This window comes from Hoyosella altamirensis (assembly GCF_014191505.1).
Taxonomy (GTDB): domain Bacteria; phylum Actinomycetota; class Actinomycetes; order Mycobacteriales; family Mycobacteriaceae; genus Hoyosella; species Hoyosella altamirensis.
On sequence record NZ_JACHWS010000001.1, the window covers coordinates 1519123 to 1541482 of the forward strand.

At 62.1% G+C, this 22360-nt stretch carries 20 protein-coding genes and 2 pseudogenes; 11 read left to right on the forward strand and 11 right to left on the reverse strand.

The genetic code is table 11. The annotated features are described in order from the left end of the window. Positions 1 to 64 precede the first annotated feature (64 nt). Genes FHU29_RS07425 through FHU29_RS07435 form a run of 3 tightly spaced genes read right to left on the reverse strand, consistent with a single transcriptional unit; the run spans position 65 to position 2854 of the window. Positions 65 to 838, reverse strand: coding sequence for a gamma-glutamyl-gamma-aminobutyrate hydrolase family protein (locus tag FHU29_RS07425; RefSeq protein WP_064439055.1), 774 nt, complete (start codon positions 836 to 838; stop codon positions 65 to 67). Further along, the gene (locus tag FHU29_RS07430; RefSeq protein ID WP_064439054.1) at positions 835 to 2190 is read right to left on the reverse strand and encodes a glutamine synthetase family protein; all 1356 of its coding nucleotides are present in this window, start codon (positions 2188 to 2190) and stop codon (positions 835 to 837) included. Before FHU29_RS07430 ends, FHU29_RS07425 begins: the two co-directional genes overlap by 4 nt. Beyond that, positions 2183 to 2854: a hypothetical protein gene (locus tag FHU29_RS07435; RefSeq protein ID WP_064439053.1), complete on the reverse strand. Its 672-nt coding sequence runs from the start codon at positions 2852 to 2854 to the stop codon at positions 2183 to 2185. The genes FHU29_RS07430 and FHU29_RS07435 overlap by 8 nt, the downstream gene beginning before the upstream one ends. Positions 2855 to 3008: 154 nt before the next feature. On the opposite strand from FHU29_RS07435, the gene FHU29_RS07440 reads away from it, so the two are divergent. After that, a complete protein-coding gene (locus FHU29_RS07440) occupies positions 3009 to 3968 on the forward strand; it encodes an alpha/beta hydrolase (RefSeq protein ID WP_064439052.1) in 960 nt (319 codons plus the stop codon). On the opposite strand, the gene FHU29_RS07445 is transcribed toward FHU29_RS07440, so the two are convergent. Next, entirely contained in the window at positions 3922 to 4452 is a 531-nt protein-coding gene (locus tag FHU29_RS07445; protein WP_064439051.1) for a winged helix-turn-helix transcriptional regulator, read from the reverse strand. The genes FHU29_RS07440 and FHU29_RS07445 overlap by 47 nt on opposite strands. A 62-nt stretch (positions 4453 to 4514) precedes the next feature. Between FHU29_RS07445 and FHU29_RS07450 the strand changes: the two genes are divergently transcribed. Both FHU29_RS07450 and FHU29_RS07455 read left to right on the forward strand, forming a co-directional pair. Continuing rightward, on the forward strand, positions 4515 to 5507 hold the full coding sequence (locus tag FHU29_RS07450) for an NADP-dependent oxidoreductase (RefSeq protein ID WP_157094916.1): 993 nt from the start codon (positions 4515 to 4517) through the stop codon (positions 5505 to 5507). Positions 5508 to 5644: 137 nt separating this feature from the next. Continuing rightward, a complete protein-coding gene (locus tag FHU29_RS07455) occupies positions 5645 to 6271 on the forward strand; it encodes an HD domain-containing protein (RefSeq protein ID WP_064439148.1) in 627 nt (208 codons plus the stop codon). 113 nt (positions 6272 to 6384) lie between these two features. Here FHU29_RS07455 and FHU29_RS07460 read toward each other — a convergent pair whose 3' ends face one another. After that, the gene (locus FHU29_RS07460; protein WP_183377491.1) at positions 6385 to 6948 is read right to left on the reverse strand and encodes an LmrA/YxaF family transcription factor; all 564 of its coding nucleotides are present in this window, start codon (positions 6946 to 6948) and stop codon (positions 6385 to 6387) included. A 125-nt stretch (positions 6949 to 7073) separates the two neighbouring features. Between FHU29_RS07460 and FHU29_RS07465 the strand changes: the two genes are divergently transcribed. After that, positions 7074 to 8798: a phytoene desaturase family protein gene (locus tag FHU29_RS07465; protein WP_064439048.1), complete on the forward strand. Its 1725-nt coding sequence runs from the start codon at positions 7074 to 7076 to the stop codon at positions 8796 to 8798. A gap of 11 nt (positions 8799 to 8809) precedes the next feature. On the opposite strand, the pseudogene FHU29_RS23125 reads toward FHU29_RS07465, so the two are convergent. Further along, a pseudogene (locus FHU29_RS23125) lies at positions 8810 to 9514 on the reverse strand (cytochrome P450); the annotation flags it as partial. A gap of 21 nt (positions 9515 to 9535) precedes the next feature. Then, positions 9536 to 10024, reverse strand: coding sequence for a cytochrome P450 (locus FHU29_RS23130; protein ID WP_232322871.1), 489 nt, complete (start codon positions 10022 to 10024; stop codon positions 9536 to 9538). A gap of 84 nt (positions 10025 to 10108) precedes the next feature. Here FHU29_RS23130 and FHU29_RS07475 point away from each other — a divergent pair, with 84 nt between their 5' ends. Then, the gene (locus tag FHU29_RS07475) at positions 10109 to 10489 is read left to right on the forward strand and encodes a hypothetical protein (RefSeq protein ID WP_083962136.1); all 381 of its coding nucleotides are present in this window, start codon (positions 10109 to 10111) and stop codon (positions 10487 to 10489) included. A gap of 514 nt (positions 10490 to 11003) precedes the next feature. Further along, positions 11004 to 12149 carry a fatty acid desaturase family protein gene (locus tag FHU29_RS07480; RefSeq protein WP_064439047.1) on the forward strand — a complete coding sequence of 382 codons (1146 nt, stop codon included), beginning with the start codon at positions 11004 to 11006 and terminating at the stop codon, positions 12147 to 12149. A 184-nt stretch (positions 12150 to 12333) separates the two neighbouring features. Here the strand turns inward: FHU29_RS07480 and FHU29_RS07485 are convergent, their stop codons facing one another. Both FHU29_RS07485 and FHU29_RS07490 read right to left on the reverse strand, forming a co-directional pair. Continuing rightward, positions 12334 to 13242: an oxygenase MpaB family protein gene (locus tag FHU29_RS07485; protein ID WP_083962135.1), complete on the reverse strand. Its 909-nt coding sequence runs from the start codon at positions 13240 to 13242 to the stop codon at positions 12334 to 12336. Then, a complete protein-coding gene (locus FHU29_RS07490; protein ID WP_083962134.1) occupies positions 13239 to 15119 on the reverse strand; it encodes a linalool dehydratase/isomerase domain-containing protein in 1881 nt (626 codons plus the stop codon). The genes FHU29_RS07485 and FHU29_RS07490 overlap by 4 nt, the downstream gene beginning before the upstream one ends. Positions 15120 to 15351: 232 nt before the next feature. Between FHU29_RS07490 and FHU29_RS07495 the strand changes: the two genes are divergently transcribed. Further along, a complete protein-coding gene (locus tag FHU29_RS07495; RefSeq protein ID WP_064439045.1) occupies positions 15352 to 16020 on the forward strand; it encodes a TetR/AcrR family transcriptional regulator in 669 nt (222 codons plus the stop codon). A gap of 62 nt (positions 16021 to 16082) precedes the next feature. Here FHU29_RS07495 and FHU29_RS07500 read toward each other — a convergent pair whose 3' ends face one another. Further along, complete coding sequence (locus FHU29_RS07500) at positions 16083 to 16661, reverse strand: TetR/AcrR family transcriptional regulator (protein WP_074390741.1); 579 nt, start codon at positions 16659 to 16661, stop codon at positions 16083 to 16085. A gap of 294 nt (positions 16662 to 16955) precedes the next feature. Here FHU29_RS07500 and FHU29_RS23135 point away from each other — a divergent pair. From FHU29_RS23135 to FHU29_RS07515, 4 genes and pseudogenes are all read left to right on the forward strand, one after another. After that, a pseudogene (locus tag FHU29_RS23135) lies at positions 16956 to 18038 on the forward strand (flavin-containing monooxygenase); the annotation flags it as partial. Positions 18039 to 18272: 234 nt separating this feature from the next. Next, the gene (locus tag FHU29_RS23140) at positions 18273 to 19070 is read left to right on the forward strand and encodes an SDR family NAD(P)-dependent oxidoreductase (RefSeq protein WP_064439146.1); all 798 of its coding nucleotides are present in this window, start codon (positions 18273 to 18275) and stop codon (positions 19068 to 19070) included. Continuing rightward, entirely contained in the window at positions 19070 to 19816 is a 747-nt protein-coding gene (locus FHU29_RS07510) for an acetoacetate decarboxylase family protein (protein ID WP_064439043.1), read from the forward strand. Before FHU29_RS23140 ends, FHU29_RS07510 begins: the two co-directional genes overlap by 1 nt. Further along, positions 19816 to 21021: an NADH:flavin oxidoreductase/NADH oxidase family protein gene (locus tag FHU29_RS07515; RefSeq protein ID WP_064439042.1), complete on the forward strand. Its 1206-nt coding sequence runs from the start codon at positions 19816 to 19818 to the stop codon at positions 21019 to 21021. Before FHU29_RS07510 ends, FHU29_RS07515 begins: the two co-directional genes overlap by 1 nt. Positions 21022 to 21052: 31 nt before the next feature. Here FHU29_RS07515 and FHU29_RS07520 read toward each other — a convergent pair whose 3' ends face one another. After that, on the reverse strand, positions 21053 to 22312 hold the full coding sequence (locus tag FHU29_RS07520) for a PucR family transcriptional regulator (RefSeq protein WP_083962131.1): 1260 nt from the start codon (positions 22310 to 22312) through the stop codon (positions 21053 to 21055). Positions 22313 to 22360: the final 48 nt, after the last annotated feature.

A 22360-nucleotide genomic window follows, 5' to 3' on the forward strand; every position in this document is an offset into this window, starting at 1 on the left:
CCGCACTGACCCGAAAGTGACTGTGGGCCGCAACCGTTCGGTAGCGGCCCACAGTCTTCCTCATTCAGATTCGCCTACTGCCCTCGGTAACGATCCAGCTCAACGTTGGATCGTCGCGCTCCATCCACTCGGGATGCCACTGGACACCGAGCACTGGCGAGCCTGGCAGCTCGACTGCTTCAACGACGCCGTCAGCCGTGCGCCCGGTGACCACGAGGCCGGCGCCGCAGCGGTCAACTGCCTGATGGTGCCACGAATTTGTGACTGCGCTGGCGCCGAACAGCCGCTCGGCAATCGAACCAGGCTCGAACGTCACCTTGTGGTCGTCGAAACCGTCGGTGAGCGGGGGAGACGCTGACAGGTGCTCGACGGAGCCGGGCGGCAGGTGCGGGACCAGCGTTCCGCCAAGTGCGACGTTCAGAACCTGCAGGCCGCGGCACACGCCGAGAATCGGGATGTTCCGGTCGAGCGCTGCCTTAGCGAGCGCAATCTCGAAGGCGTCCCGTTCGGCGTCGTGGACCATCGGATCATCTCGTGGATCCACATCACGAACTACCGAAGTATCACCGCCCCAGCACGTGGGATGGACATCTTGGCCGCCGGTAATCACCACGCCGGACAGCCAGTGGCACAGTGCATCCGGGTCGGCGTCGTAGGGCAGGTTCACCGGAATGCCACCGGCCCGTGCGATTCGCTCGGAGAAGTCGGACATGAAGGTGTCGGTGAACAGGTGACCGTACCGTGTGTCCAGACCCTCGACTAAGCCAAGCCGAACCCGGCGGCCGGTTGTGCCGATGATCGGGCGGACGGCGCCCTGCGCCGCGTTGCCCGCGGTCACGGGAACTCGAAGTATCGGGCCGACTCCCACTCGGAGAGCTCAGCGAACGGATCTCCGCCCGTAGTGTGGAACTGCATCCACTCCCAGCGCCGGGTGCCGACCCAGTAGTCGACGAACTCATCACCAAGCTGCTCGCGCAGGATCAGGTCCGTCTCGAGCGCCTCCGCCGCCTTGGTGATGGTGTCCGGCAGCCGCTCGAGGTCGGGCACACACCACGCCAGGTCACTGACTGGATCGGGCGGCTCGATCTCGCCGTCGACGCCAGCGATCACACCGGCGAGAATCGTCGCGACCGCGAGGTACAGGTTCACGTCGGCGCCCGGAACGCGGTACTCGAGGCGCGAGTACTCCGGATGCCCGCATACCGCTCGTACCGCAGTGCTCTTGTTGCTGATGCCCCACGTGACCGTCGTCGGCGGGCCGCTCAGGTCGACCAGGCGGCGGTAAGAAGTAATTTGCGGAAGCATGATCGACGTCGCGCCCCGCATTGTCGCGAGGAGTCCGCCGACGGCGTGCAGCATTGTCGGCGACGGCCCATCGGGAGCATAGAACACGTTGACGCCATCACGCTGCAAGGACATGTTGACGTGCGAGGCTTGGCCATACCCCGCGGTCGGCTTGGCCATGAAGGTCACGGTGTGGCCGCGCTCGAAGGCCACCTCGCGCATCACCTGCCGGGCGCGCGCCCAGGCGTCGCATACCGAGATCGGATCACCCGGGACCAGGTTGAGTTCGACTTGTCCTGCTGCGTCCTCGTCGCTCCACGCCTCCCACTCGATGCCGATCTCGTCGAGTCGGTGCGCGACCGCCGACATGTAGTCATTCCAGTCCTTCGATTTTGCAAGGTGGTAGGCGGTGCCCGCGGAACCACCGAGCGGGGTTAAGTCGCGATATCCCTTTGCTCGTGCCTCGTGGATGGACTCCTGAAACAGGGTCGCCTCGATCTCGACGGCCACAGTGGCTGTGAAACCGCGTGCTGCGAGTCGGTCGACCAGCTTCCGGGCGAGGTTGCGCGGACAGATACCGACCGGGGTGCCGTCCGCTTGCCAATAATCACCGATGACGGACTGCAGGCCCGGACTCCACTGCACGAGCGTTGTCATGTCCGGACGGAAGTTCAGGTCGGCGAGGTGACCGCGCCAATCGGGGTAGGCGAATCCAAAGGCCGGCGCGTTACCGAGATCGAGGCCGAAAAGCAGATCGGCGAACGCGAAGCCTGAGCCCGCGCTCGCAGTGAACTTCTTGGGCGCGACGTTCTTTCCGAGGAAACAGCCCTCGTGATTCGTGGCCTCGAGCCGGACCGTGTGAACAGCGGGAGCAAGACCCGTTGAGGTAGTGGTGATTTCAGACATTGAAGCGAACCTTCCAGGATGCGGCGACTAGGACCGATAGCTGCGAGAGCGTGCCGCGCACGCCGATCAGACCAGTGGACAGGGCGGCGACTAGGTCATCGGCGCCCGTGAAGATGCCGGTCAACAGATCTGGGGGACCGGCGATCACATAATGAGACTCGCCCTCTCCGACGACCTGCTGGTCCAGCCCCTCGGGGCCGTCGGCGATCGCAACAAGAACGTCAGGAACCCCCGGTACCGACCGGGCCGCCGCCCAGAACCTCTCCGCTGCGACTTTCCAATCCGGAAGTGGTGGCGACAGCAGCGTCAGCGTCACTGCGGCAAGAGCATCGGCACCCGCACCCACAGGTTCTCCGATCAGTGCGAACCGGCCGTTCAGATCGACAGTCAAAGTGAGGTCGGGCTCGGCGAACACACCGTTTGATACCGCAACGGCGCCGTTCGAGATGCTGATTGTCGCAGCCTGCGGAGTCTCGTGGGAGCGGAGAGCGATGGTGCCTTCCAGCCCTTCCAGGATGGAGTTCGCACTGTTCGCGCGGACGGAGTCAGCGATCGTCCGGCCAATCAGCCGAACGATCGGACTCGCATCATCCTCGATACGAACTTCGACCCCGCCGAGCTCGTCAACCCCGCATGTCGCGGGGCCGATCGTGGTTTCGGTCATCCTTCTATCCTTTCGATTGTGACGAGATCGCCTGTGCGGTGACCGTCAGCAGCAGATTCCAGGGATCGCCCTAGTTCTGTTCATTTGTCTTGGTCATATGACTATGATGGTGAGGCACAGATCACTACTTGTCAACGGCTTGCGAGGTCCTGAGATGAACGACGACACTTCCGCTTGGTGGAACCTGCTGGACGACAACGCGAAAAGCGCGGCCCACATGATTACCCAAGTTCTGCGGAAACCCATTCGGGAGCTGGGGCCTGAGCAGGCTCGCGCCCTCTTGAACACAACCCCGACGGCGGCGTCGACCGCGTCGGTGGACCATTTCGAACAAATGACCGTGCCGACCCGGGCGGGCACAATCGAGGCCCGCCTGTACCGCGGGGACGGTGCCGACGGCAACAGTCCTGCCCTGGTCTACCTGCATGGCGGCGGTTTCGTCATGGGAACCCTGGACGGACCCGACGATGTGTGCCGTGCGATTGCCGCCGGGTCTGGCTGGTCAGTCGTGTCCCTGGACTACCGTCTAGCTCCCGAGAACCCGTACCCGGCAGCGCTTGAAGACTGCCTCGATGCCTACGCGTGGCTTTTACGCACAGCGCCGAAGTACGGCATCGATCCGAACCGTATCGCGGTCGGGGGCGACTCCGCGGGTGGCAATCTTGCCGCCGCCCTGTGTCTGAGCCGACGGGACAAAGACCGCCCCCTCCCTGTGACTCAGGTGCTCGCTTACCCCGCAGTCGACGGGACGTTCACCGCGCCATCATGGTCGGAGTTCGCCGACTCGCCGTTTTTGGGCGCGGCGGATGCGCGCTGGCTCTGGGATCAATACGTTGGCCGAGGATGCCGAGTGGACGACCACCTCGCGGCACCTATGCGTGCCCAGTCACTTCGCGGCCTGCCGCCTGCGCTGATCCTGACCGCTGAGGTCGACCCGATCCGCGACGACGCCGAAGCGTACGCGGCGCGGTTGCGCCAGGACGGTGTATCCGTCTCGCTGATCAGGTACACCGGCGTCTTTCACGGATTCTTCACGGAGGTCAATGTATTCGCGCAGGCGAGGCGAGCTATTGACGAGGTTTGCCGGCACCTGCGTGATTTTGCGCGCGCATAAGCTCCGCTCCGTCCCGGCTGCTGCGGTCGCCGTCCTCGGTCAGCAGGCCCGGTCCCGGTGCCAGCTCAATATCGCGGGCGGTGAGATCGTCTCCGCAGCAATCGCATTCGAGCCGCACGTGCGCTTCGCCGGAGCAACCGCGGTGCTGATAGTGCACGGGCGGGCCTTCCGGCGCCATGTAGACGTCGCCCCAGTCCTTGATCGCCATCAGAATCGGGTAGAGGTCGTGTCCCTTTTCGGTGAGTCGGTATTCCTCATGAGCGCTGCCGGGAGTCTTCTGTTTGGCCAGGATCGCGTGATCGACAAGCCGGTCTAGGCGGTCTTGCAGCCGACTGCGGGACACGCCGAGCGCGCGCTGGAACTCGTTGAACCGCCGGATGCCGGTGAACGATGTTTTCAGCACCAGCAGCGTCCAGCGGTCGCCGAGGATCACCAGCGGGCGGGTGATCGAGCACGGGAAGTCGGCGAGATCGTCATAGCGCATGCATCGATCTTACCCTGGCTAGTTTCAAAAGAAGACTGCTCGTGCTAGCGTTCAGTCTCGAAATGAGACTATGGGAAGAAGGGGACACGATGGAAGCGGTTTACTTCGAGCGGCACGGGGGACCAGAGGTCCTGCACTACGGGCAGCGGCCCACTCCTCGGCCAGGGCCGAACCAGGTGCTCATCGAGGTGCACGCGGCAGGAGTCAACCCACGTGACTGGATGCTGCGGCAAGGAACCTACGTCGGCCGATACCTAGTCGGCCGACCCCCGACCATCCCCGGAAGCGACGTATCCGGTGTGGTCGTCGAGGTAGGGGCTAAGGTCGAGGACTTCGCGGTCGGCGATGAAGTCTTCTCTATGCAAAGCCAACTCGGCCACATGGGCGGTTATGCACAGTACATGGCGGTCAATGCCTCGTGCGTGGCGCTGAAGCCACCGGCGATCAGCCATATCGAAGCAGCGGCAGTGCCGGTGGCGGGACTCACCGCCTGGCAGAGCCTATTTGGTATAGCCCGCATCTCGGCGGGCTCCAAAGTCGTTGTGGTGGGCGCGTCCGGCGGGGTGGGGCACTACGCGGTCCAGCTCGCCAGCCATGCCGGAGCACACGTCACCGCCGTGTGCAGCGCAGCCAACGCCGAGTTCGTCCGCGGCCTCGGAGCAGCTGCGGTCGTTGATTACACCGAGGAGCGATTCACCGACGTCGTTAGTGGCCAAAACCTTGTCTTTGACACCCTCGGCAGGGAGAGCCTGGACAGCTGCAGCAATGTACTGGCCCGCGACGGGCTCTACATCACGACGGTGCCCAACCTCGCTACCTTCGCGCGATGGGCGCAGTCCACCGTGCGTTCCCGCATCCTCGGTGGCCAGCGTGCATCGGTCATCGCCGTGAAAGCACGAGGCCAGGAGCTGAGTGCCATCGCCGACTTGATGACGCAAGGGCACATCCGGTCCGTGGTCGACAGTGTCTACCCCCTAGCCGAGGCGGCCGAGGCGCACCGTAAGAGCCGAACCTTCCGCACCCGCGGCAAACTCGTGCTGCAAGTCCGCGGTTAAAAGCGCAAAGCAGTGACCGCGCACACGCTGTCGCACCCCTGTGTCACTATGAATCGTATCTGGAGCTGGGCAGGAGACTGCGTACAACGGTGCTGGATCGCGTTCTCCTCGACATCGAACCATCCCAGAGAAAGGTGATGATTTTGACCGAGCAGACCATGAAGATCGATCCGGTGAGATTGGCCGAGGCGGTGGCATTTGCTGCCGACAAGCACAGTGACCAGACCCGCAAGCGCGCCGAGGGGGACAGCCGGCCGCGAATTCCGTACATCAGTCACTTGATGGCAGTATCCGGAATGGTGATCGAGGATGGCGGTGACACTGATGAGGCCATTGCGGGCTTGCTGCACGACTACATCGAGGACGTCGATGAAAATGGGGCCGACGCGCTCGAGCAAAGATTCGGTGCGCGGGTCCGCGACATCGTGATCGGGTGTTCCGGTGCCAAGAAGGAGGAGATCCCGGACTTCCGGACCCGCAAGCAGACCTACCTCGATCACCTGACCGCCACCCGAGACCCAGCGACAGTGCGCGTCTCCCTGGCCGACAAGGTCCACAACGCGCGTTCGACTGTCAGCGATCTTGAGACTGATGGCCCCTCAATTTGGGACCGATTCAATGCTGGCGTGGAGGATCAGCTCTGGTGGTACATCTCGCTCTCGGCGGCCTACACCGACCACGCGAACGACGGTCGCGCTGATGCGCAGCGGGCTGCGGAACTGCGTCGCCTCGTCGACCGGATGACAGAAATCAGCAGGCAGTGACCGCGCGCGGCACTTCTCGACAAGTGCCGAAGAATGCACGTCAGTTCCAGGGCGAATTGGTTCGTTTCTCTGCACGAGTGCACAGTCCTCACAAGCGCGGCGATCTTGTCCTCTCAATCGCGTACCTCGAGGTTCGCATCTGATTGGCCGAATCCTCTGATCATGGGTATCAGGACCTCTTTCGCGTTGGCGAGCGGGCTGATTGATCGGCTTGCTCGACTTTGCACAATGGCGCCTTCAATGGTGGAAATGGTTACGTCCGCGATCATCTCTGCGGTATCTATTGGGATGGCGTACTCAACAAACGCACCGACAAACTGGTTCCTCCATGCTGTGAACACATCAGCTGCGGCGGCCTGGATGGCCGGTTCCGACGGTCCCGACTGGGCCGCTGCGTTTATCGGACAACCACGTACGTAGTCGGTCTCAAGCAAAGTTGAGATCCAGTCATCGATGAGCGCTTCGACGCCCGAAGCCGGGCCGGCTTCAAGGAATTCCGCGATCTGACGGGATAGATGGCGTCCCGCCACACGAGTTGCGTATTCGATCAACTCCGATTTTCCGCCCGGAAAGTTCTGATAGATCGATCTGCGTGCGGTTCCACTGTGCTCAAGCAGTTCCCTCAGCCCCGTGGCATGGACACCTCGTTCGCACATCAACGCGATGGCGCTGGTCACCAACCGCTGCCTCGGTCCTTGTGTCATCGTCGTCACCCCCTGTAGACCAATCAATCTACTTCTGCGTAGACTCTGCCATTGTAGATCGTCCGGTCTACTTTCGCCGTGATGTGAGGACTGATTTCATGAAGACCGACTGGGACGCCATCGTCATTGGCAGCGGAATGGGCGGAATGACCGCAGCGGCGTATCTAGCCGCCAATGGAAAGCGCACACTCGTGCTCGAGCAAGGTGACGTTCTTGGCGGCTGCACCCATGTGTTCCGACGAAAGGGCTACGAGTTTGAGGTAGGGGTTCACTATCTCGGCGACTGCGGACGACCAGAAGGAAACATCCCCACAATCTTGCGAGGCGTCGGCGCAGAGGGACGGATCGAGTTTCAGGAGATTGATCCAGATGGGTTCGACGTCCTCAACTTTCCATCAGTTAGGTTCAAGGTGCCGCGAGGTTGGGACCTCTACCAAGACCGGCTCATTGAAGCTTTCCCCGACGATGCCGCTGCGCTGCGCCGCTACATGCGCATCATCCGCAAGCTGGCCAACGCAGTGGACCGGGCAACCACCCCCGCCTCGACGAAAGGCTTAGCCGCCACGATACTGCGGGCCGGCTGGGCCGCTCCGTTCGCGATCATGCCATTGACCCGCGTCTTCGACGTGTGCGGCATCGGCCCTGCACCACGACCAGTGCTCGGAGGACAGACACCGGCGTTCGCCTCGCCCGCGACCCGCGCACCTGCAATCGTCCAAGCGGGGTTTCTCAAAAACTACATTGAAGGCGGTGCCTACTTCCCGGTCGGTGGGGGTCAGTCAATGTCCGCAACCATGGCAGAAGTAGTTCGCGCCAACGGCGGTGATTACCGACTCAATGCGCGCGTGCGCCAAATTCTGGTCGAGGACGGCGCGGTGACCGGGGTTTTGGTTGACGGTGGCGACGTGTTCACAGCACCGGTCGTGGTTTCGAACGCCGACCTTAAGCGCACCTATCTCGAATTGCTCGACCCCTCAGATGTGTCGGCGGTAAAAAAGGCGATGGTGTCGAACTATTCGATGGCGTGGCCGCTGTTCAACACCTACTTTGGCCTCGATATCGATCTGGCTAAGACGATGACCAGCTCGCAGATCTGGAAGTTCCGTGCCGACGCTGACTTCGGTCCAATGCAGGATGCGATCAACTGGAAGAAGGCCGGGGGAGACCGCGAGGTCTGGTTACGGGCCGTGCGCGAAAACGTCTGCGCGATGATCCATATCGGAACCAACAAGGATTCTGCGACTCCGCTGGCACCTGCGGGCCATTCAGTTGTCGAGGTTATGACCTATATGCCTGCCGATCATGACCTGTGGGGCATCAGCGATGATGGGCCGGTGGGCGGTGAGAAGTACCGCGATAACCCGACGTATCTTGCGACCAAGGACGCGGTCACCGATATTCTGATCGACCTCGCCGAGGAAGTGATTCCTGGTTTCCGTGAACATATCGTGTGGCAGGAGGCCGGCACCCCGATCACCCAGGAGCGGTACACCCACTCCACCGCGGGCGGGTCGTACGGCATCGAGATGAACTTACGCCAGATCGGGCCGATGCGACCGGCCCCAAAAACCGACATCAAGGGACTGTACCTCGCGGGCGCGAGTATGGGATGGGGCCCCGGTGTTGAGGGCGTCATGCTGTCCGGTGTCGGCGCAGCGGGCGCCGTCGTCTCGAAGGATCTGTTCAAAGAGATTCGCAACGGAAAGGTCTTCGGCGTAGCCGACCAGATGCCGCCCAAGGGTAATTACTGGGACCCGCTGGCCGTCGCGACCGACACGGTCCTGCGCGGCGCCAAAGCGCGCCCTAAGGTCGTAAACGACTAGGTGTACCGACGTCACTTCTCCGATTCGCGAGGCCGGTAGAACAGCCGCGTTCCATTGCGGGGGACGACAACGACCGACCGACGGACCGGTGACTCTTCCTTTGTGCTGGCAGGTCTGAAGTCGCCGTGTAGTAGCAGTGTGTGCAGCACAGTGGTCAGCTCGATCATTGAAAAACTTGCACCGAGGCACCGTTTGAGTCCGCCACCGAACGGAATCCAGGCGTACATGTTCGGACGCTGGTGAAGGAATCGTTCTGCGTGGAATTCGTGCGGCTGCGCGTACGTCTTTGGGTTCTTGTTGACGGCGTCAATGTACAGAACGATTCGCGTACCCGGCTCGAGGACGTGGTCACCGAGCCGATAGGAGGTCGTTGTCACGCGGCTGGTGAACGGCACAGGAGGACGTAGCCGAAGCGTCTCGTTGATCACTGCGTGGGTGTACCCAGTCTCGCCGGTCTCTGCCTCAGCACGGACTCGCGCCAGTACCTCGGGTCGGTGCAGCAGCGCATCGAACAGCCACGACAAGGTGGTCGCGGTGGTTTCGTGTCCCGCAAGCACGAGCGTGACGAGGTCATCGCGGATGGCGCTATCGCTCAGTCCGTTGCCGTCCTCGTCGCGCACCTTGAGCAGCACGCTGAGTACATCGGTACGAGTCGCCAGGTCGGGGTCAGACCGACGTTCGGCGATGAACGGGAGCAAGACGGACGCCAGGTCTTCGTTAACACGGTCCCGGTGGCGTCACCATCGCAAGGTGCCGAAGCGGCGCAGCGCATAGCGCATCGTCGTTTCTTCGGTCAGGCCGAGATCAAGGAGTTCCTCGAATGGGTGACCCAACCGTTGGATGTCGCCCGGATCGTTCACCCCGAAGATCACGCGCACGATCACATCGAGAGTCATCGCCCGCGCTGCGTACAGCAACTGAAAGGGGCGATCGGTCGGCAGTCGGCCATCGCTCATCGCGTGGCGGACTCGATGATCGGAACGTAGGAGCGCAGCGCGTCGCCGTGCAGCGGTGAGGTGAGCAACCGTCGCCCGCCGGAGGTGCTCCGGTTCTTCCTGCACGAACATCGAGTCGTGCCCATATATCGCGGCTGCCGGGCCGACACCCTCGCCGCCAAGCAGCACCTGGGGGTTTTCGGTTAGCACCTGTTTCACGAGACCGGGTTCGGAAACGAGGACCAGGTTCCCAAAGCCGAATACCGGAACGCTGACGATCGGACCGTACATCCCGAATAGCTGCTGGCCGAGGCGTTCCCCGCCTATCAGATAGCCGACAGCGTAGAGGAGTCCGAATACGATCAGGCTCTCGAGATGCTGATTCTGCTTAGCAGGGGCGCAGCCGACGCCGAACTGTCGGATCCGGACGGTGAAGCGATCGTTTCTGGCGTCCTCGCCGCCCTGGCAGGACAGCCCGCGTTTACTCGAATGTTCTTCCTCGAAGCAATGGCGGCAGGGCAGCGGATCCGCGAACGACGAGACAAGGCGATCGACGACTTCGCAGCGGCCGCGCGGCCAAGACTCAATTCGTTTCGAGCCGCCAGCAACCCGCCACTGGCGCCCCTTGAGCAAGAGGACGTTTTGACCCTTGTCGGCGCCTGGATCGAGCTGATAATCCACCACCTAGTTCGTCACGAGGCATCGACGTTGCCCACATTGACCCAGCGGATTCTCCGGCAGGTGCGGCGGTTCTAAAGCGACTCCGCACCTCAAGCGGCGCATCGAAATGTGCGGGGCGGGTGAGCCTCATCGAGCGAGGACCGAATGCAACATCGTTGGCTTTACCGGCACCTCTGCACATTCCCGAGGCGGGCAAGACCATACAAGCGAAGGCAATCTTCGGAGCCTGATGCGCCAGCTCGCCTGACAGCACGCGAAGGTGTCGACAATGGGCGTTGCCGTGCGGGGCGCCGGCAAAACTTCTCGACATGAGAGTGAACAGGCCAAGCCGTCTTCGACACACTTACACACCCCCACTGAATCCACTCCCATTCGTTGTATTCGCTGTTCGCAACGTCACAGCGCCGCACATTGCCAAATTGAGACCGATTGGTCTACCGTTTTCAGAGAACAACCGTTCACTGATATTGACACTGACGCATGACTGGTTGCTCCAGCCTTGACCCCATCCAGGCTCCCGCAGCGTCCTCACGGGCGTGCCCCATGTCCGGCCGAAGTCAGCCACACACTCAACCCGTAGGAAAAAGCGATGCCTGACACCAAAAGACTGACCCCCGAACAGATCGAAGAATTCGGTAAGGAAATGGAGGGAATACGGGCCCGCGTCGTTGCCGATTTGGGGGAGCGAGATGCCACGTACATCCGCAATCTCATCGACGTGCAGAAGAAGCTCGAATTGGCAGGGCGCGCGATGCTGTTCTTCGGCTGGCTGCCCCCGGCCTGGCTCGGTGGCATCGCTGCTCTCTCACTGTCGAAGATTCTCGACAACATGGAGATCGGCCATAACGTCATGCACGGTCAGTACGACTTCATGCAGGACCCGGCCCTGACCTCGAAGAACTTCGACTGGGACAACAGCATTCACGCCGACAGCTGGTTGTACACACACAATTACATGCACCACACCTTCACCAACATTATTGGCAAGGACCACGACGCCACCGGCTACGGCGCCTTCCGGATCACCGAGGAGACCCCTTGGCATCCGATCTGGCTGCTAAACCCAGTCTTCAATCTGGCGCTGCAGCTGACCTTCCAGTGGGGGACTGCCCTCCAAGAGCTTCAGTTAGAGAAGTTCATCTCAGGCGAGAAGTCGTGGGACGACATGAAGGAAGGCCTCGCTCGCGTCCGTGGCAAGGGTGGGAAACAGGCATTGAAGGACTACGTCATCTTCCCGCTGCTGTCGGGCCCGGGTGCGCCATTCACATTCGCCGGAAATGTCGTTGCGAACGTGGTTCGCAATCTGTGGGCATCAAACGTGATTTGGTGCGGCCACTTCCCGGAGGGGGTCGAGACCTTTTCCATCGAAGAGACCGAGAATGAGACTCTCGCTGGCTGGCACTATCGTCAGATCCTCGGCTCGGCGAACTTCACCGGTAATCGGTACGTCGACATCCTGTCGGGCAATCTGACCTACCAGATCGAGCACCACGCGTTCCCAGACCTCCCGGCGCACCGCTATCGAGAGATTTCGGCCGAAGTGAAGGTGATCTGCGAGAAGTACGGAATCCCCTACCACGAGGAGTCGATGGCCCGGCAGGTATACAGCACGTGGAAGAAGGTCTTTCGACACGCGCTCCCTGACCACTTCTACACGCAGTCGCCGACCGCGACGCTAGCCGACATTGCGATGCTCCCGGTGCGGACAGTACAGCGCCAGCTCCAGGCGGCTTAGGTTCCGCATCGCAGGGAACGCTCAATTCCCCGGCTCGCCCAACACTGAGGCCGGGGATTTGAGCCGATCGGCCACGTATCGATTCATTAGGCGGTTCCAAACTAATCTGCACTCCGCGATAGAAGGCAAGTTGCTTCAGGGGTTGGCCTGGCCCGCGCTCCGATGGGAGCCGCACCGACTGCGGTCAAGATACGGACGGATTGGCAGTGCGCGGCTTGTAGCCGACTCTCGACAGATGGGGACAGGGTCCGTAGCTGGCGCCGAAGTGGTCAGCCCACGATCGGTCCTTCGAGTCAGGGAGAAGCCTCCGCGCCAGCGCGTACGCACGTAGCGCGAACTTCACGGCCTGCCGAACTGCTGCGCTCGGGCGTTCGATGTGCAGAACGTCGAGAAGTTCGTCGCCGCAGAGCACGGTCGCAGCTTTGAATCCGAGGGGTTTGAGATGTCGCGTTAGCCAGCGAGCTGCGAAGTCGTCGAGCACCGCACGGGCAACTGCCTCGCCACCGGCTGAGTGTGCCCAGTTGTCCCGTTCATAGCGGAGCATCCACTGCCAGAAATCGTCGTAGTAGCCGGGGATGTCGTGCAGGCCCATCGCGACGCCGACTCCGTGCCAAAACAGCTGGTTGGCTAACTTCTCGTCGTCGGTCAGGAGCGTTATACCCAGCTCTGACGGAATCCGATCGGCCTCGAAACTGAGCGAGGCGAGGGTATAAAGACTCTGGTCGTTCGTGATCGGGAAGGGAGCGTGGATCTCGTTCAACCGTGCGATGGCGGCCTTCCCGCGCTCCGACGAGTAGCCGTTCTTCATAAACTCACCGAAGAACACCAAGGTGTCGTCGTTTCGTTTGCGGCCGTCCTTGATCATCGGACCATGACCGTTTCGATGCACGACTGCAGCGATCGAGGGAACTGCCATCTGACGGCAGAACGCGACGGTGTACAGCGCTGCGGCGAGGACGGGATCTCCGAATCTGACTTCCGCCACCAAATGGGTCATCCGCTCGTGGTCGAGCCGGGCGTCCAGTGTGGACTGTTCCGTTCGGGCCCAGCGCGCACGCCGCCGAAGACTACTGAGGAATGACTTTGACTTCATGACGGCCTCCCAGGTCGATTTCGATGATTGCTTCGCCCCTCACATCGGGGGTGAGGTCGGAACTCGCCGCGCCATGAACGCGGTACGTGCGATTGGGGTTTAGCCGGGCAATGCACAGTGTCGTGCGGACCGGGCCGGACCCAGGCCGCAGGACGAGATCGAGCGCCTTGCCGTCGGTGACTGCCTTGGCGACCAGAACCTCGGGATAGGCCGTGTCGGCCAGGATCGGGCCGGTCCGCCACTCGGCGGGGGGCGCCATAGGCGACGAAGTCCCGAAAGCCGCTAGCCCGGTTGAACCGGCTGTGGAGTGCGTACAGATTACCGAGCCCGGAGAGGGCTGAGTAGCGACGCGCGCCATTCTCCTCGACGGGTTCACCACCGAACTCGAGCTGTGCGATCGCAGCGGCGGCGGTTTGCTCGTCGCCCATCTCGCGGGCCGCCATCGTGATCATGGCCTGGCCGTAGGCGTCGTTGCCGAAACGGTAATTGCCCGCGTCGAGCCGGGTACTGACACCGACTGGGAACGAGACTCTGTCGCCGTCCCGGCGGATCTCCTGGTCGCGCACGATCCACCAGGTCCGTTGTGCCAGGTCGGGGAGACCGGCGTGCATCCAGAACGCGGTGGTGAGCTGGATCGCCGGTCCGGCCCACACGTTCCATGACAATCCCAGACGATCGCATCGAACGCCGATGATTCGGCCATCGGGGCGAAGGAATTCGGTCTCGTAGGAGTTGTGCAGGCGTTCGATCACGTCGTCGGCAAAGTGGGTTCCGTGCAGTCGATCATGAGTGATCAAGGTGTTCAGCCCGAAGGTATTGCAGACGGTGTACGTCCAGTTCGGTTCGCAAGCGAACAGCGTGTAATCCGAGGCAAGCATGTTGCGGTGGATAGACTCGGCGAGAGTCGTGAAGCTGTTCTCGTAGGCGCGGTCTTTGTTCCAGCGAAAGGTGAGCGCACCCGGCGCCGAGAAGCGGGAATCGTTGAGCGTCTCGTACATGCCGACTTGGAGGCCGAGAAAGCCCGTCAGCATGATGTTTTCGCGATCGACCGGGTCCGGATTCCAGCGCAGATTGCCCCAGAGGTTCTCCAGGGCCCAGTAGCCCCATACTCGTCGGTCGAGCATTTTCAGTACTGCATTTTGCTGTGCCTCCGCGAGATACCCGGCAAACGCTGGAGTGCGGGTGTATTGCGCCGTGGAGAGCGCGTAGCCGAGCGAGTTCAGCTGGTACCGGATCGCGGATTCACGGAACTGGTCGATCTTGGTGAATCCGGTGAATTCGTCGATGGGTTGCAGCGCGAGGTCGAGGGCATAGCGGAGTGCGGCAAGGTCCTCCTCCGAAGATTCGGTTACCTCGGGTATTCCGGGCGGGCCGGTTATGACGAACTTCTGCCGGGCAAGCCGCGTGTTGATCTCGCGGCCACGCGCTTCCTGACTCCGGAACCGGACTTCGTGAATCGCCACCGCGACCGTCAGAATAACCACAGGGATCGCGAGAATAATTGTGGGGGAGACGGTCTCGCCACCGCCTATGAATGCGGGCAGCAGCGCCAGCCCGATCCAAACGAGCAACGGAAGAACGATGGGCCCGGCCGCCCACCATATCGCGACAGCCAGAACCAGCACGATCACACCGACGACCGCGAGGACTGGGTGGCCCGCATACGACAGGTCTCCGCCAGGCATCGTCATGCCGAGCGCGAAGGCTGTCACAGCGACTGGAGCGCCGACCGTCACGGTGATCAGCGCGGCGAGCCACAGTACACCCAAGCCGGCGATTGATCGCGTGATCCGGCGTCGGGTGACCGGACCAAAACGTCGAGGGTGATCCGGCAGGAGCACCGTTCGGGCGTGGGTAGTGCGACGTGGGGTGGTCACGCGATCCTCCGTTTGAGCGGCGTGTGAGGCTGGCGACCGCGCGTGAACTGCCAGCCCAGATGTGCGCCCAAAAAGCTGACTATCGCGAAGGCCACGATGTGCGCAACGAGCAGCCACGGTATCGCTGGTGTGGGTCTGCGGTGATGCATAACTGACACACTGTCAGGTTGACTGACAGCGTGTCAACTTTGTGTTACTCTGCGAATGTCCGTACGACGAGAAAGGCGCACTAGTGACGCAGGCTGCCCCCCGCTCAGTGGCTGGCGATCGTCGCGCGCCCAGTCGGGGCGACCGACAACGCGCCCTCATAATCGATGCCGCCGTCAATCTGCTCGGTACAGTCCCGATCGCAGACTTGTCGGTCTCGCAGATCGCGAAGCGCGCGGGCGTCACCCGACCGGCGTTCTACTTCTACTTCGAATCGAAGTACGCGGTTGTCGCGGCTGCTCTCGAGCAGGTCTGGCGCGAAGTCGAACAGGCAACGCAGGGGCTGGATTCATGGGAGTTCTCGGAGAGCCCCGCAGGACTCTCCGCCTCGATGATCAACAACATGGTGAGGGTGTGGCGTGCCAATTCAGCCCTCCTCACCGCGTGCGCGCAGGCGCGTTCGTCAGACGCGCAGTTGGCCAAAATGTGGACCGATTTTGTCGACCAACTGACCGCTCGCGTGACCAGGTTCGTCGTAGCCCTTCGCGATACCGGGCAGATCGAGCCGGCATCTGACGACGTCCCAGCTCTCGTCAAAGCACTTATCGCCATGCCGATCGCGATCCTGCTGGATGAGCCGGGCACGATTCCCACCGACCGTTTGATCGAAGCCGTCAAATCAGTCTGGTATGTGTCGATCTGGCGCAGTGGCCCGAGAGCACATACAGTCCCACTCGGCGTGAACGAGTCCTGACTTTTCACCCCGCCGCCGATGGCTGTGGTGCCTGATCTTTCGCAACCGTGGCGACGCTGTCGTCAAACTTGCTGGTCGTGGCCCAGGACCCGTGCCGCCATAGTGGCCGTGAACGATGCGATTCGTTCTGGCGGAAAGTCGTCAGGTTCCTCAAGCGCGATGCGACCCGCGTCGAGAACCAGGGCCAGTAGGGCCTTGGCCAGCATTTCGACGTCCGTATCCTGCGGCATCGACGCGCGTGCTCTCTGCTCGAAGATGTCGGTGATCAGCTCCTGCCCGCGCTGCAACCGCTTGCGGAACGCGGGCGGGTAGCCGGCTGGCAGCAGAATCGCCCGCCAACGCTTCGGTTCAGCGAGAACCGCACCGAGATAGGCCTTGATCATCTCGGCGATGTTCTCTGGTGCCGAAGTCTGACTGGCCGTTCCGAATACGTCCGTCAGCTGGGCAAGTGCGCGGGCTTCTTCGCGTTCCAGAACTGCCCGGAGGATGTGATCGCTGTCGGTGAACTGGCTGTGAATCACGGGCCGGGTTACGCCGATCGCTTTGGCGAGTCCATCGACGGTCACCCGTCCCACGCCGTGTTCGACGATGACATCGAGAGCGGCATCGAGGATCTGCTCGCGTCGCTCTTCAGGTGCCATGCGGGGAGCGTAAGGCCGCTTCTTTGAGCCGTTTCGGGTAGTGCCTGATGTCATTGTCACTCCTTCATCTGCGCTCGCAGGCACGTCATCTCGAGTTCTCCTAGCTCCGCGTTGGGCTGTCCTGCCAGCTTATCGATCGATGGGAGTTTGCTGTTGCCTGCCGTGAACGCGCGGTGAGCCCGAACATCAGTTCCCTAAACAGGTCTTGACAGATCATGGCCCCACGAGCAATATACATCTTTGTAGCTACAGTGCTGTATATTCACGGCGTAGCAATATTAGAGAGGTCAGTTGATGCGCGAACGTCGGTACTGCGTCATCGGGGCCGGATATGCCGGCCTCGGAATTGCCAAGGCGTTCATCGACGCTGGGCTCGACTACGACCACTTCGAGGCGACGGACCATGTCGGTGGCAATTGGGCTCACGGCGTTTACGACTCGACGACGATGATCAGCTCGAAGCAGGCATCGGCCTATTCGGATTACCCCATGCCGGACGACTATCCGATGTTCTGCTCGGCGGCGCAGATGCGCGCCTACCTGCAGGATTACGCAGACCATTTCGGCGTCACCCCGCGCATTTCCTTCAACACCGAAGTCACTGAGACCACCCCGATCGATGCCACTGGCATGGCTGGCTGGACTGTGCGTCTGGACTCAGGCGAAGTCCGGCGGTATGCCGCGGTCGTGGTCGCCAACGGGCATTACTGGGCGCTCAACATCCCGACGTATCCGGGTCAGTTCACGGGAAAGCAAATTCATTCGAAGCGGTACCGGAACCCTTCCGATGTTGAGGGCAGGCGGGTGCTGGTCGTCGGCGCGGGCAATTCAGGGTGCGATTTGGCGGTTGAATCCGCAAACGCGTTCGGTTCCGCGGATCTATCCATGCGTACGGGCTACTGGTTCATCCCTAAGACTATGTGGGGTGTTCCGGTCTCATCGCTGGACCAGATCTGGGCGCCGCGTTTTGTTCAGAAAGCCGCCTTCAAGGCCGCGCTCATGGTGACAGTCGGTGCGTACGAGCGGTATGGACTGCCCAAGCCCGGCCATGACCTCTTCGACAAAGACGTCACCGTGAACAGCACGATGCCGTACGCGGTTCTCCATGGGAAGGTGAAAACCCGGCCGGAGATCAAGCGGTTCGACGGTCGGACAGTGCACTTCGTCGATGGCTCGAGTGGCGAGTACGACACCATTCTCTGGGCCACCGGATTTCGGACTGCCTTTCCGTTCCTCGCGCCTGACCTGCTCGAATGGCACAACGGACAGCCCCTCCTTTACCAACATGTCGTGCCACCGCGGCTGGCGAACCTGTATTTCTTCGGGAACGTCGCGCCGAGAGCCGGTGCCGGCAAGCTGATCACCGAGGGTGCTCGCCTCATCACGAAAATCGCCCTGATCCAAGGCGAGGTTCCCGTTCCGTTGTCGAACCTGCTCGCGAAGATTCGCAAGCCACAGTCGACGATGCTCGCCGGCCAATCCGAGCTTCTCCTCGACATCGCGGTGCTTCGCCGCCTCATTAACACCTATACGGCAATCGACCGAGCCGCGCTCGGCCTCCCGAGCCAAACGATCCCCGTACTTCCACGAAACCCATTGACGGAGAAGAGAATGTCGCTTCCCAAACCAAATCCGGCCCGGCCTGCGGTCGTCACCGGCGCATCCTCGGGCATCGGCACAGCCCTCGCCGAAAATCTCGCCGCGCGTGGCTACTCCCTGATACTCGTAGCACGCCGCAAGCAGCGCCTCGATGAACTTGCCGTCCGCTTACGCACCGGCCACGGAGTGAACATCGAAGTGATCGCGTGTGACCTGTCAGATGCGGAATCGCGCGCGAAGCTCGCAACTGACTTAGGCGGCCGAGAAATCGCAATCCTGTGCAACAACGCTGGCTCTGCCACCTATGGGCGGCTCGTTGACATGGACCCCGATGCGGAACGCGACCAGGTGTCACTCAACGTCAACGCCGTGCACGACCTCACGCTTGCCGTCCTTCCGGGGATGATCGCGCGGCGCAGCGGCGCAATTCTCATCACCGGCTCGACCGCCGGCAATCAGCCGAGCCCAAACAACGCGACGTACTCCGCGAGCAAAGCGTTCGCGAACACGTTCGCCGAATCGCTGCATGGCGAACTCGCAGGCATCGGGGTGACCTGTTCACTGCTCGCTCCCGGACCGGTGCGCACCGAGTTCGCCGAGGCCGCCGGTATCCCGTCGCTGGAAAGCCTGCTCCCTGGTTACCTGTGGGTCAGCGCTGAAGACGCAGCCAAAACCGCGATCGCCGGTCTCGCGGACGGCCGACGCCGCATCGTGCCCGGACTGTTCGCCAAGGCCCAGACAGCGGGAGCGGCTCTCACGCCCAGCAGACTGTCGAACCCGGTCCTGCGCGCGGTCTACGGACGGCTGTGATGAACATTCTCGATGGACTCAAACACGCGTCCCGGCTTGCCGCCCTTCCCGATCGTGGCTTGATCTATCGCGATGCGCATTATCTGACGGCTGTCGTCGAGATCGACCCCGAGAAGATGCAGCCGTGGCTGCCCGCGGGCGTTGCGCTCGCTGAACCCGCAATCGCGGACCTGTTCTGCGCGTGGTTTCCCGACTGCAACTACGGCTCGGTCTATCACGAGGCCGGCCTCTTCGTGCACATCAAGACCGGTATCGGTCCGTTCGCCACGACGGGCATCCATTGCCCGTGGATGATCCTCGACGACGACGCCGCCCTCATTCTCGGACGTGAGGTCCTTGGATACCCGAAGAAGCTCGGCTCGATCGATTGGTCGATCGATGGTGACGCCATCAAAGCGACGGCCACCCGCCGAGGCACAACTCTCATCGAGATGCACGGCACCCTCGGAGTCGTCATCGACAATGCCCCACCGATCCTCGGCCGTCCGCACCGCAACGTCGTCGGCAGTGTCTTGCCATACATGGTCGCGTTCACTCCTGGCGAGCATGCCATCGAAGTTCGCAGCGCGAACCTCGACGTTTCGGTCGCCAATTCCGAGCGCGACCCACTCCGGAACATGGGTGTTGGGCGAGTTATCGAATCCCGCCTGCATCGCGTCAATCTCTCGGCAGGATCACCGCCCGTACCCATCCGGCCTGTTCTGCCGACCTTCACCACGTCCCGCCTCAACGGAAGAATCCTCTGATGTCAGTCACCATCGCCAGTCCGCTCACCCTGCCGTGCGGAATCACGCTGAAGAACCGCATCGCCAAGGCAGCGATGAGCGAGCAGATCGCGGAGGCCAACGGCGCACCCTCGGAGACGCTCATCCGGCTCTACGCAAACTGGGCCCACGGGGGAGTCGGCATGCTGATGACCGGCAACGTCATGATCGACCACAACGCGCTGGTCGAGCCCCGCAACGCGGTTCTCGAAGACGACAAGCACCTCGACCTTGTCGCCCGCTGGGCACGTGCCGGAAACGCTCACGGTGCCGCCATGATCATGCAGATCAATCATCCTGGACGGGTACCGGTCCTGCCGCTGCTGCGACAGCCGGTCGGCCCCTCGGCGATCCGTCCCGGTCAGCTCGGCTACAACCTGCGTAAGCCACGCGCCCTGTCGAAGACGGAAGTCAAGGACATGATCGCTCGCTACGCGCGCACCGCCCAGCTTGCGGTGGAGGCCGGATTCAACGGTGTGCAGGTCCACGCTGCTCATGGCTACCTGTTGTCGCAGTTCCTCAGCCCCAAGGCAAACCACCGGGACGACGAATACGGTGGCGATCCCAAGCGCCGCATGGCAATGCTCCTCGAAGTGGTCGAGGCCGTTCGTGCTGCGATCGGTCACGATAAGGTGCTATCGGTCAAGCTCAACTCGTCGGACTTCGAGAACGGCGGCCTCACTGCAGAGGAATCGTTGGACGTTGCTCTCGCTCTTGAGGCCGCGGGAATCGACTTGCTGGAGATCTCTGGCGGCAACTACGAGGCACCGGCAATGACTGGCGTCGTCAAGAGCAGCACCGCCAGCCGGGAGGCGTACTTCCTGTCTTACGCCGAACAACTGCGTGAACTCAGCAAGATTCCCTTGATGCTCACCGGGGGAGTGCGCACCGCCGAATTCATGAACGAAGTCCTCGGTGCGGGCGCAGTCGATGTCATCGGCCTTGGCCGACCCATGGCTCTCCACGCCGACTACCCCGCCAGATTGCTGGCCGGCACCACGCAGGAGGAGTTGCCCAGGGCGCCGAGGGCCGGATTCGGTCCCGTCGACGCCTGGATGCAGCTCGCCTGGCACGCCGCCAACTTCGAACGCATCGCCAACGGTTCTCCGAAGCCCCTCACTCCCGGCCTGATCAGGGGACTGGCGAAAGCGACCGCGACGATGTCCCGAAAGGCCCTGACTCAGTGACACGAGCACGGCATCGGCATCACCTGACCGCTTATGCAGTCTGTCTGCTCCACTCGTCAACGGTGCCGAATGCGTCGACAACATTGAGCGCAAGTTCCACGTAAACGCGGCGCTCGTCCACAGGGTGACCGAGCAGCTCTTCAGCTTGCCGGATGCGGTATCGCACCGTATTCGGGTGGACGTTGAGAAGTGCGGCAGTGGAATCCGCATTACTCGACTGCGCCAGATACAGGCGGACCGTGTCACGCAGTCGATTAGTCGTGTTGTCCGATGCGGCAAGTCCGCCCAGTTCTCGGCTGACCAGTACCTTCATGCCGTCCTCGCCCATCAACCCAGCGGCAAGACACGCCAATTCGGTATCGACATAGTACGTAACCGGAGGCTGAGGGCTGCGCCGCGTTGCAACCGTGTGCGCCGCGCGCGCTTCGCGATGACTTTGTCGAAATCCATCAACTCCTGGCGAGGACGTGCCGACCGCGACGTGGACGTGCTCGCCCAACCCGGCGACCGCCTGGGGTGACAAACCGTGTGCGGGTTTTCGCGTGGCGACCCAACACCACAGGGTCCGAGCCCCGGATCCGATCGATAACGGCCGACGGCCACCGATCGCCGTACCGATTGTCGTCGCGGCCGTTTCGAGCAGACGTTGTACGTCGGCATCGGGAGCGTCGTCGGCGACCCACAAGATGAATGCGGCGTGCAGCTGATTGAGTGGGTAAGACAGTGCAACGCTGGAGGCGTCGAGGTCTAGCGGCCGCTTCGCCAGAATGGCCTGCACGGTTTCGACCCGTCGGGCCATTGAGCCCCGCTGCCACTGCTCGCGTTCGGTGTTGAACGCGAGAATCATCGACTCGATCGCGGTATCGAGCCATTCGGATAGCCGAGTCCAGAATCGCAGCAGCACCTCCGAGCGGAGGTCGGACTCGGGGACCTGCGTCGTGAGGACCTCCGTGATGTAGGTCCAGACCGAGCGCTGTCCAACCCGGTAGATCGTCAGCAGAACCGGCAGGTCGAAACCACGACGAGCAATAGTTCGTGCCAAATCGAATGCCTCGGGAGCTAGCTGCACCTCGAAGTTCTCCCGCGCCACCATCGAGAGGAAGCCGCGCCAGTGGGCGCGCGTACTCCCGTGTAGCTCGGCGACCAGTGTTGCGTCGGTACTTAGCTCCGGGATCGCCTCCAGAATCTGAGCGTCGACAATTCCGACCAGCCGATCCAGAGTTTCACGATCCTCGCCCGCACGAGCGAACCGCTCCAACCACTCCCGGGTCTTCGATGCCTCGGTGGGCATGGTCGCTCCTTTGTTCCACGCAACAGAGTCACAGAAGTTTGTTGTCGT

Coding starts and splice junctions, on each gene's coding strand:
- FHU29_RS07430 (WP_064439054.1), bottom strand. CDS start 2,190: ATGTCTGAAATCACCACTACCTCAACGGGTCTTGCTCCCGCTGTTCAC.
- FHU29_RS07515 (WP_064439042.1), top strand. CDS start 19,816: ATGTCAGTCACCATCGCCAGTCCGCTCACCCTGCCGTGCGGAATCACG.
- FHU29_RS23130 (WP_232322871.1), bottom strand. CDS start 10,024: ATGTACGGTCCGATCGTCAGCGTTCCGGTATTCGGCTTTGGGAACCTG.
- FHU29_RS07520 (WP_083962131.1), bottom strand. CDS start 22,312: ATGCCCACCGAGGCATCGAAGACCCGGGAGTGGTTGGAGCGGTTCGCT.
- FHU29_RS07485 (WP_083962135.1), bottom strand. CDS start 13,242: ATGAAGTCAAAGTCATTCCTCAGTAGTCTTCGGCGGCGTGCGCGCTGG.
- FHU29_RS07465 (WP_064439048.1), top strand. CDS start 7,074: ATGAAGACCGACTGGGACGCCATCGTCATTGGCAGCGGAATGGGCGGA.
- FHU29_RS07450 (WP_157094916.1), top strand. CDS start 4,515: ATGAGACTATGGGAAGAAGGGGACACGATGGAAGCGGTTTACTTCGAG.
- FHU29_RS07435 (WP_064439053.1), bottom strand. CDS start 2,854: ATGACCGAAACCACGATCGGCCCCGCGACATGCGGGGTTGACGAGCTC.
- FHU29_RS07480 (WP_064439047.1), top strand. CDS start 11,004: ATGCCTGACACCAAAAGACTGACCCCCGAACAGATCGAAGAATTCGGT.
- FHU29_RS07455 (WP_064439148.1), top strand. CDS start 5,645: ATGATTTTGACCGAGCAGACCATGAAGATCGATCCGGTGAGATTGGCC.
- FHU29_RS07510 (WP_064439043.1), top strand. CDS start 19,070: ATGAACATTCTCGATGGACTCAAACACGCGTCCCGGCTTGCCGCCCTT.
- FHU29_RS07500 (WP_074390741.1), bottom strand. CDS start 16,661: ATGGCACCTGAAGAGCGACGCGAGCAGATCCTCGATGCCGCTCTCGAT.
- FHU29_RS07445 (WP_064439051.1), bottom strand. CDS start 4,452: ATGCGCTATGACGATCTCGCCGACTTCCCGTGCTCGATCACCCGCCCG.
- FHU29_RS23140 (WP_064439146.1), top strand. CDS start 18,273: ATGTCGCTTCCCAAACCAAATCCGGCCCGGCCTGCGGTCGTCACCGGC.
- FHU29_RS07440 (WP_064439052.1), top strand. CDS start 3,009: ATGAACGACGACACTTCCGCTTGGTGGAACCTGCTGGACGACAACGCG.
- FHU29_RS07475 (WP_083962136.1), top strand. CDS start 10,109: ATGCTGATTCTGCTTAGCAGGGGCGCAGCCGACGCCGAACTGTCGGAT.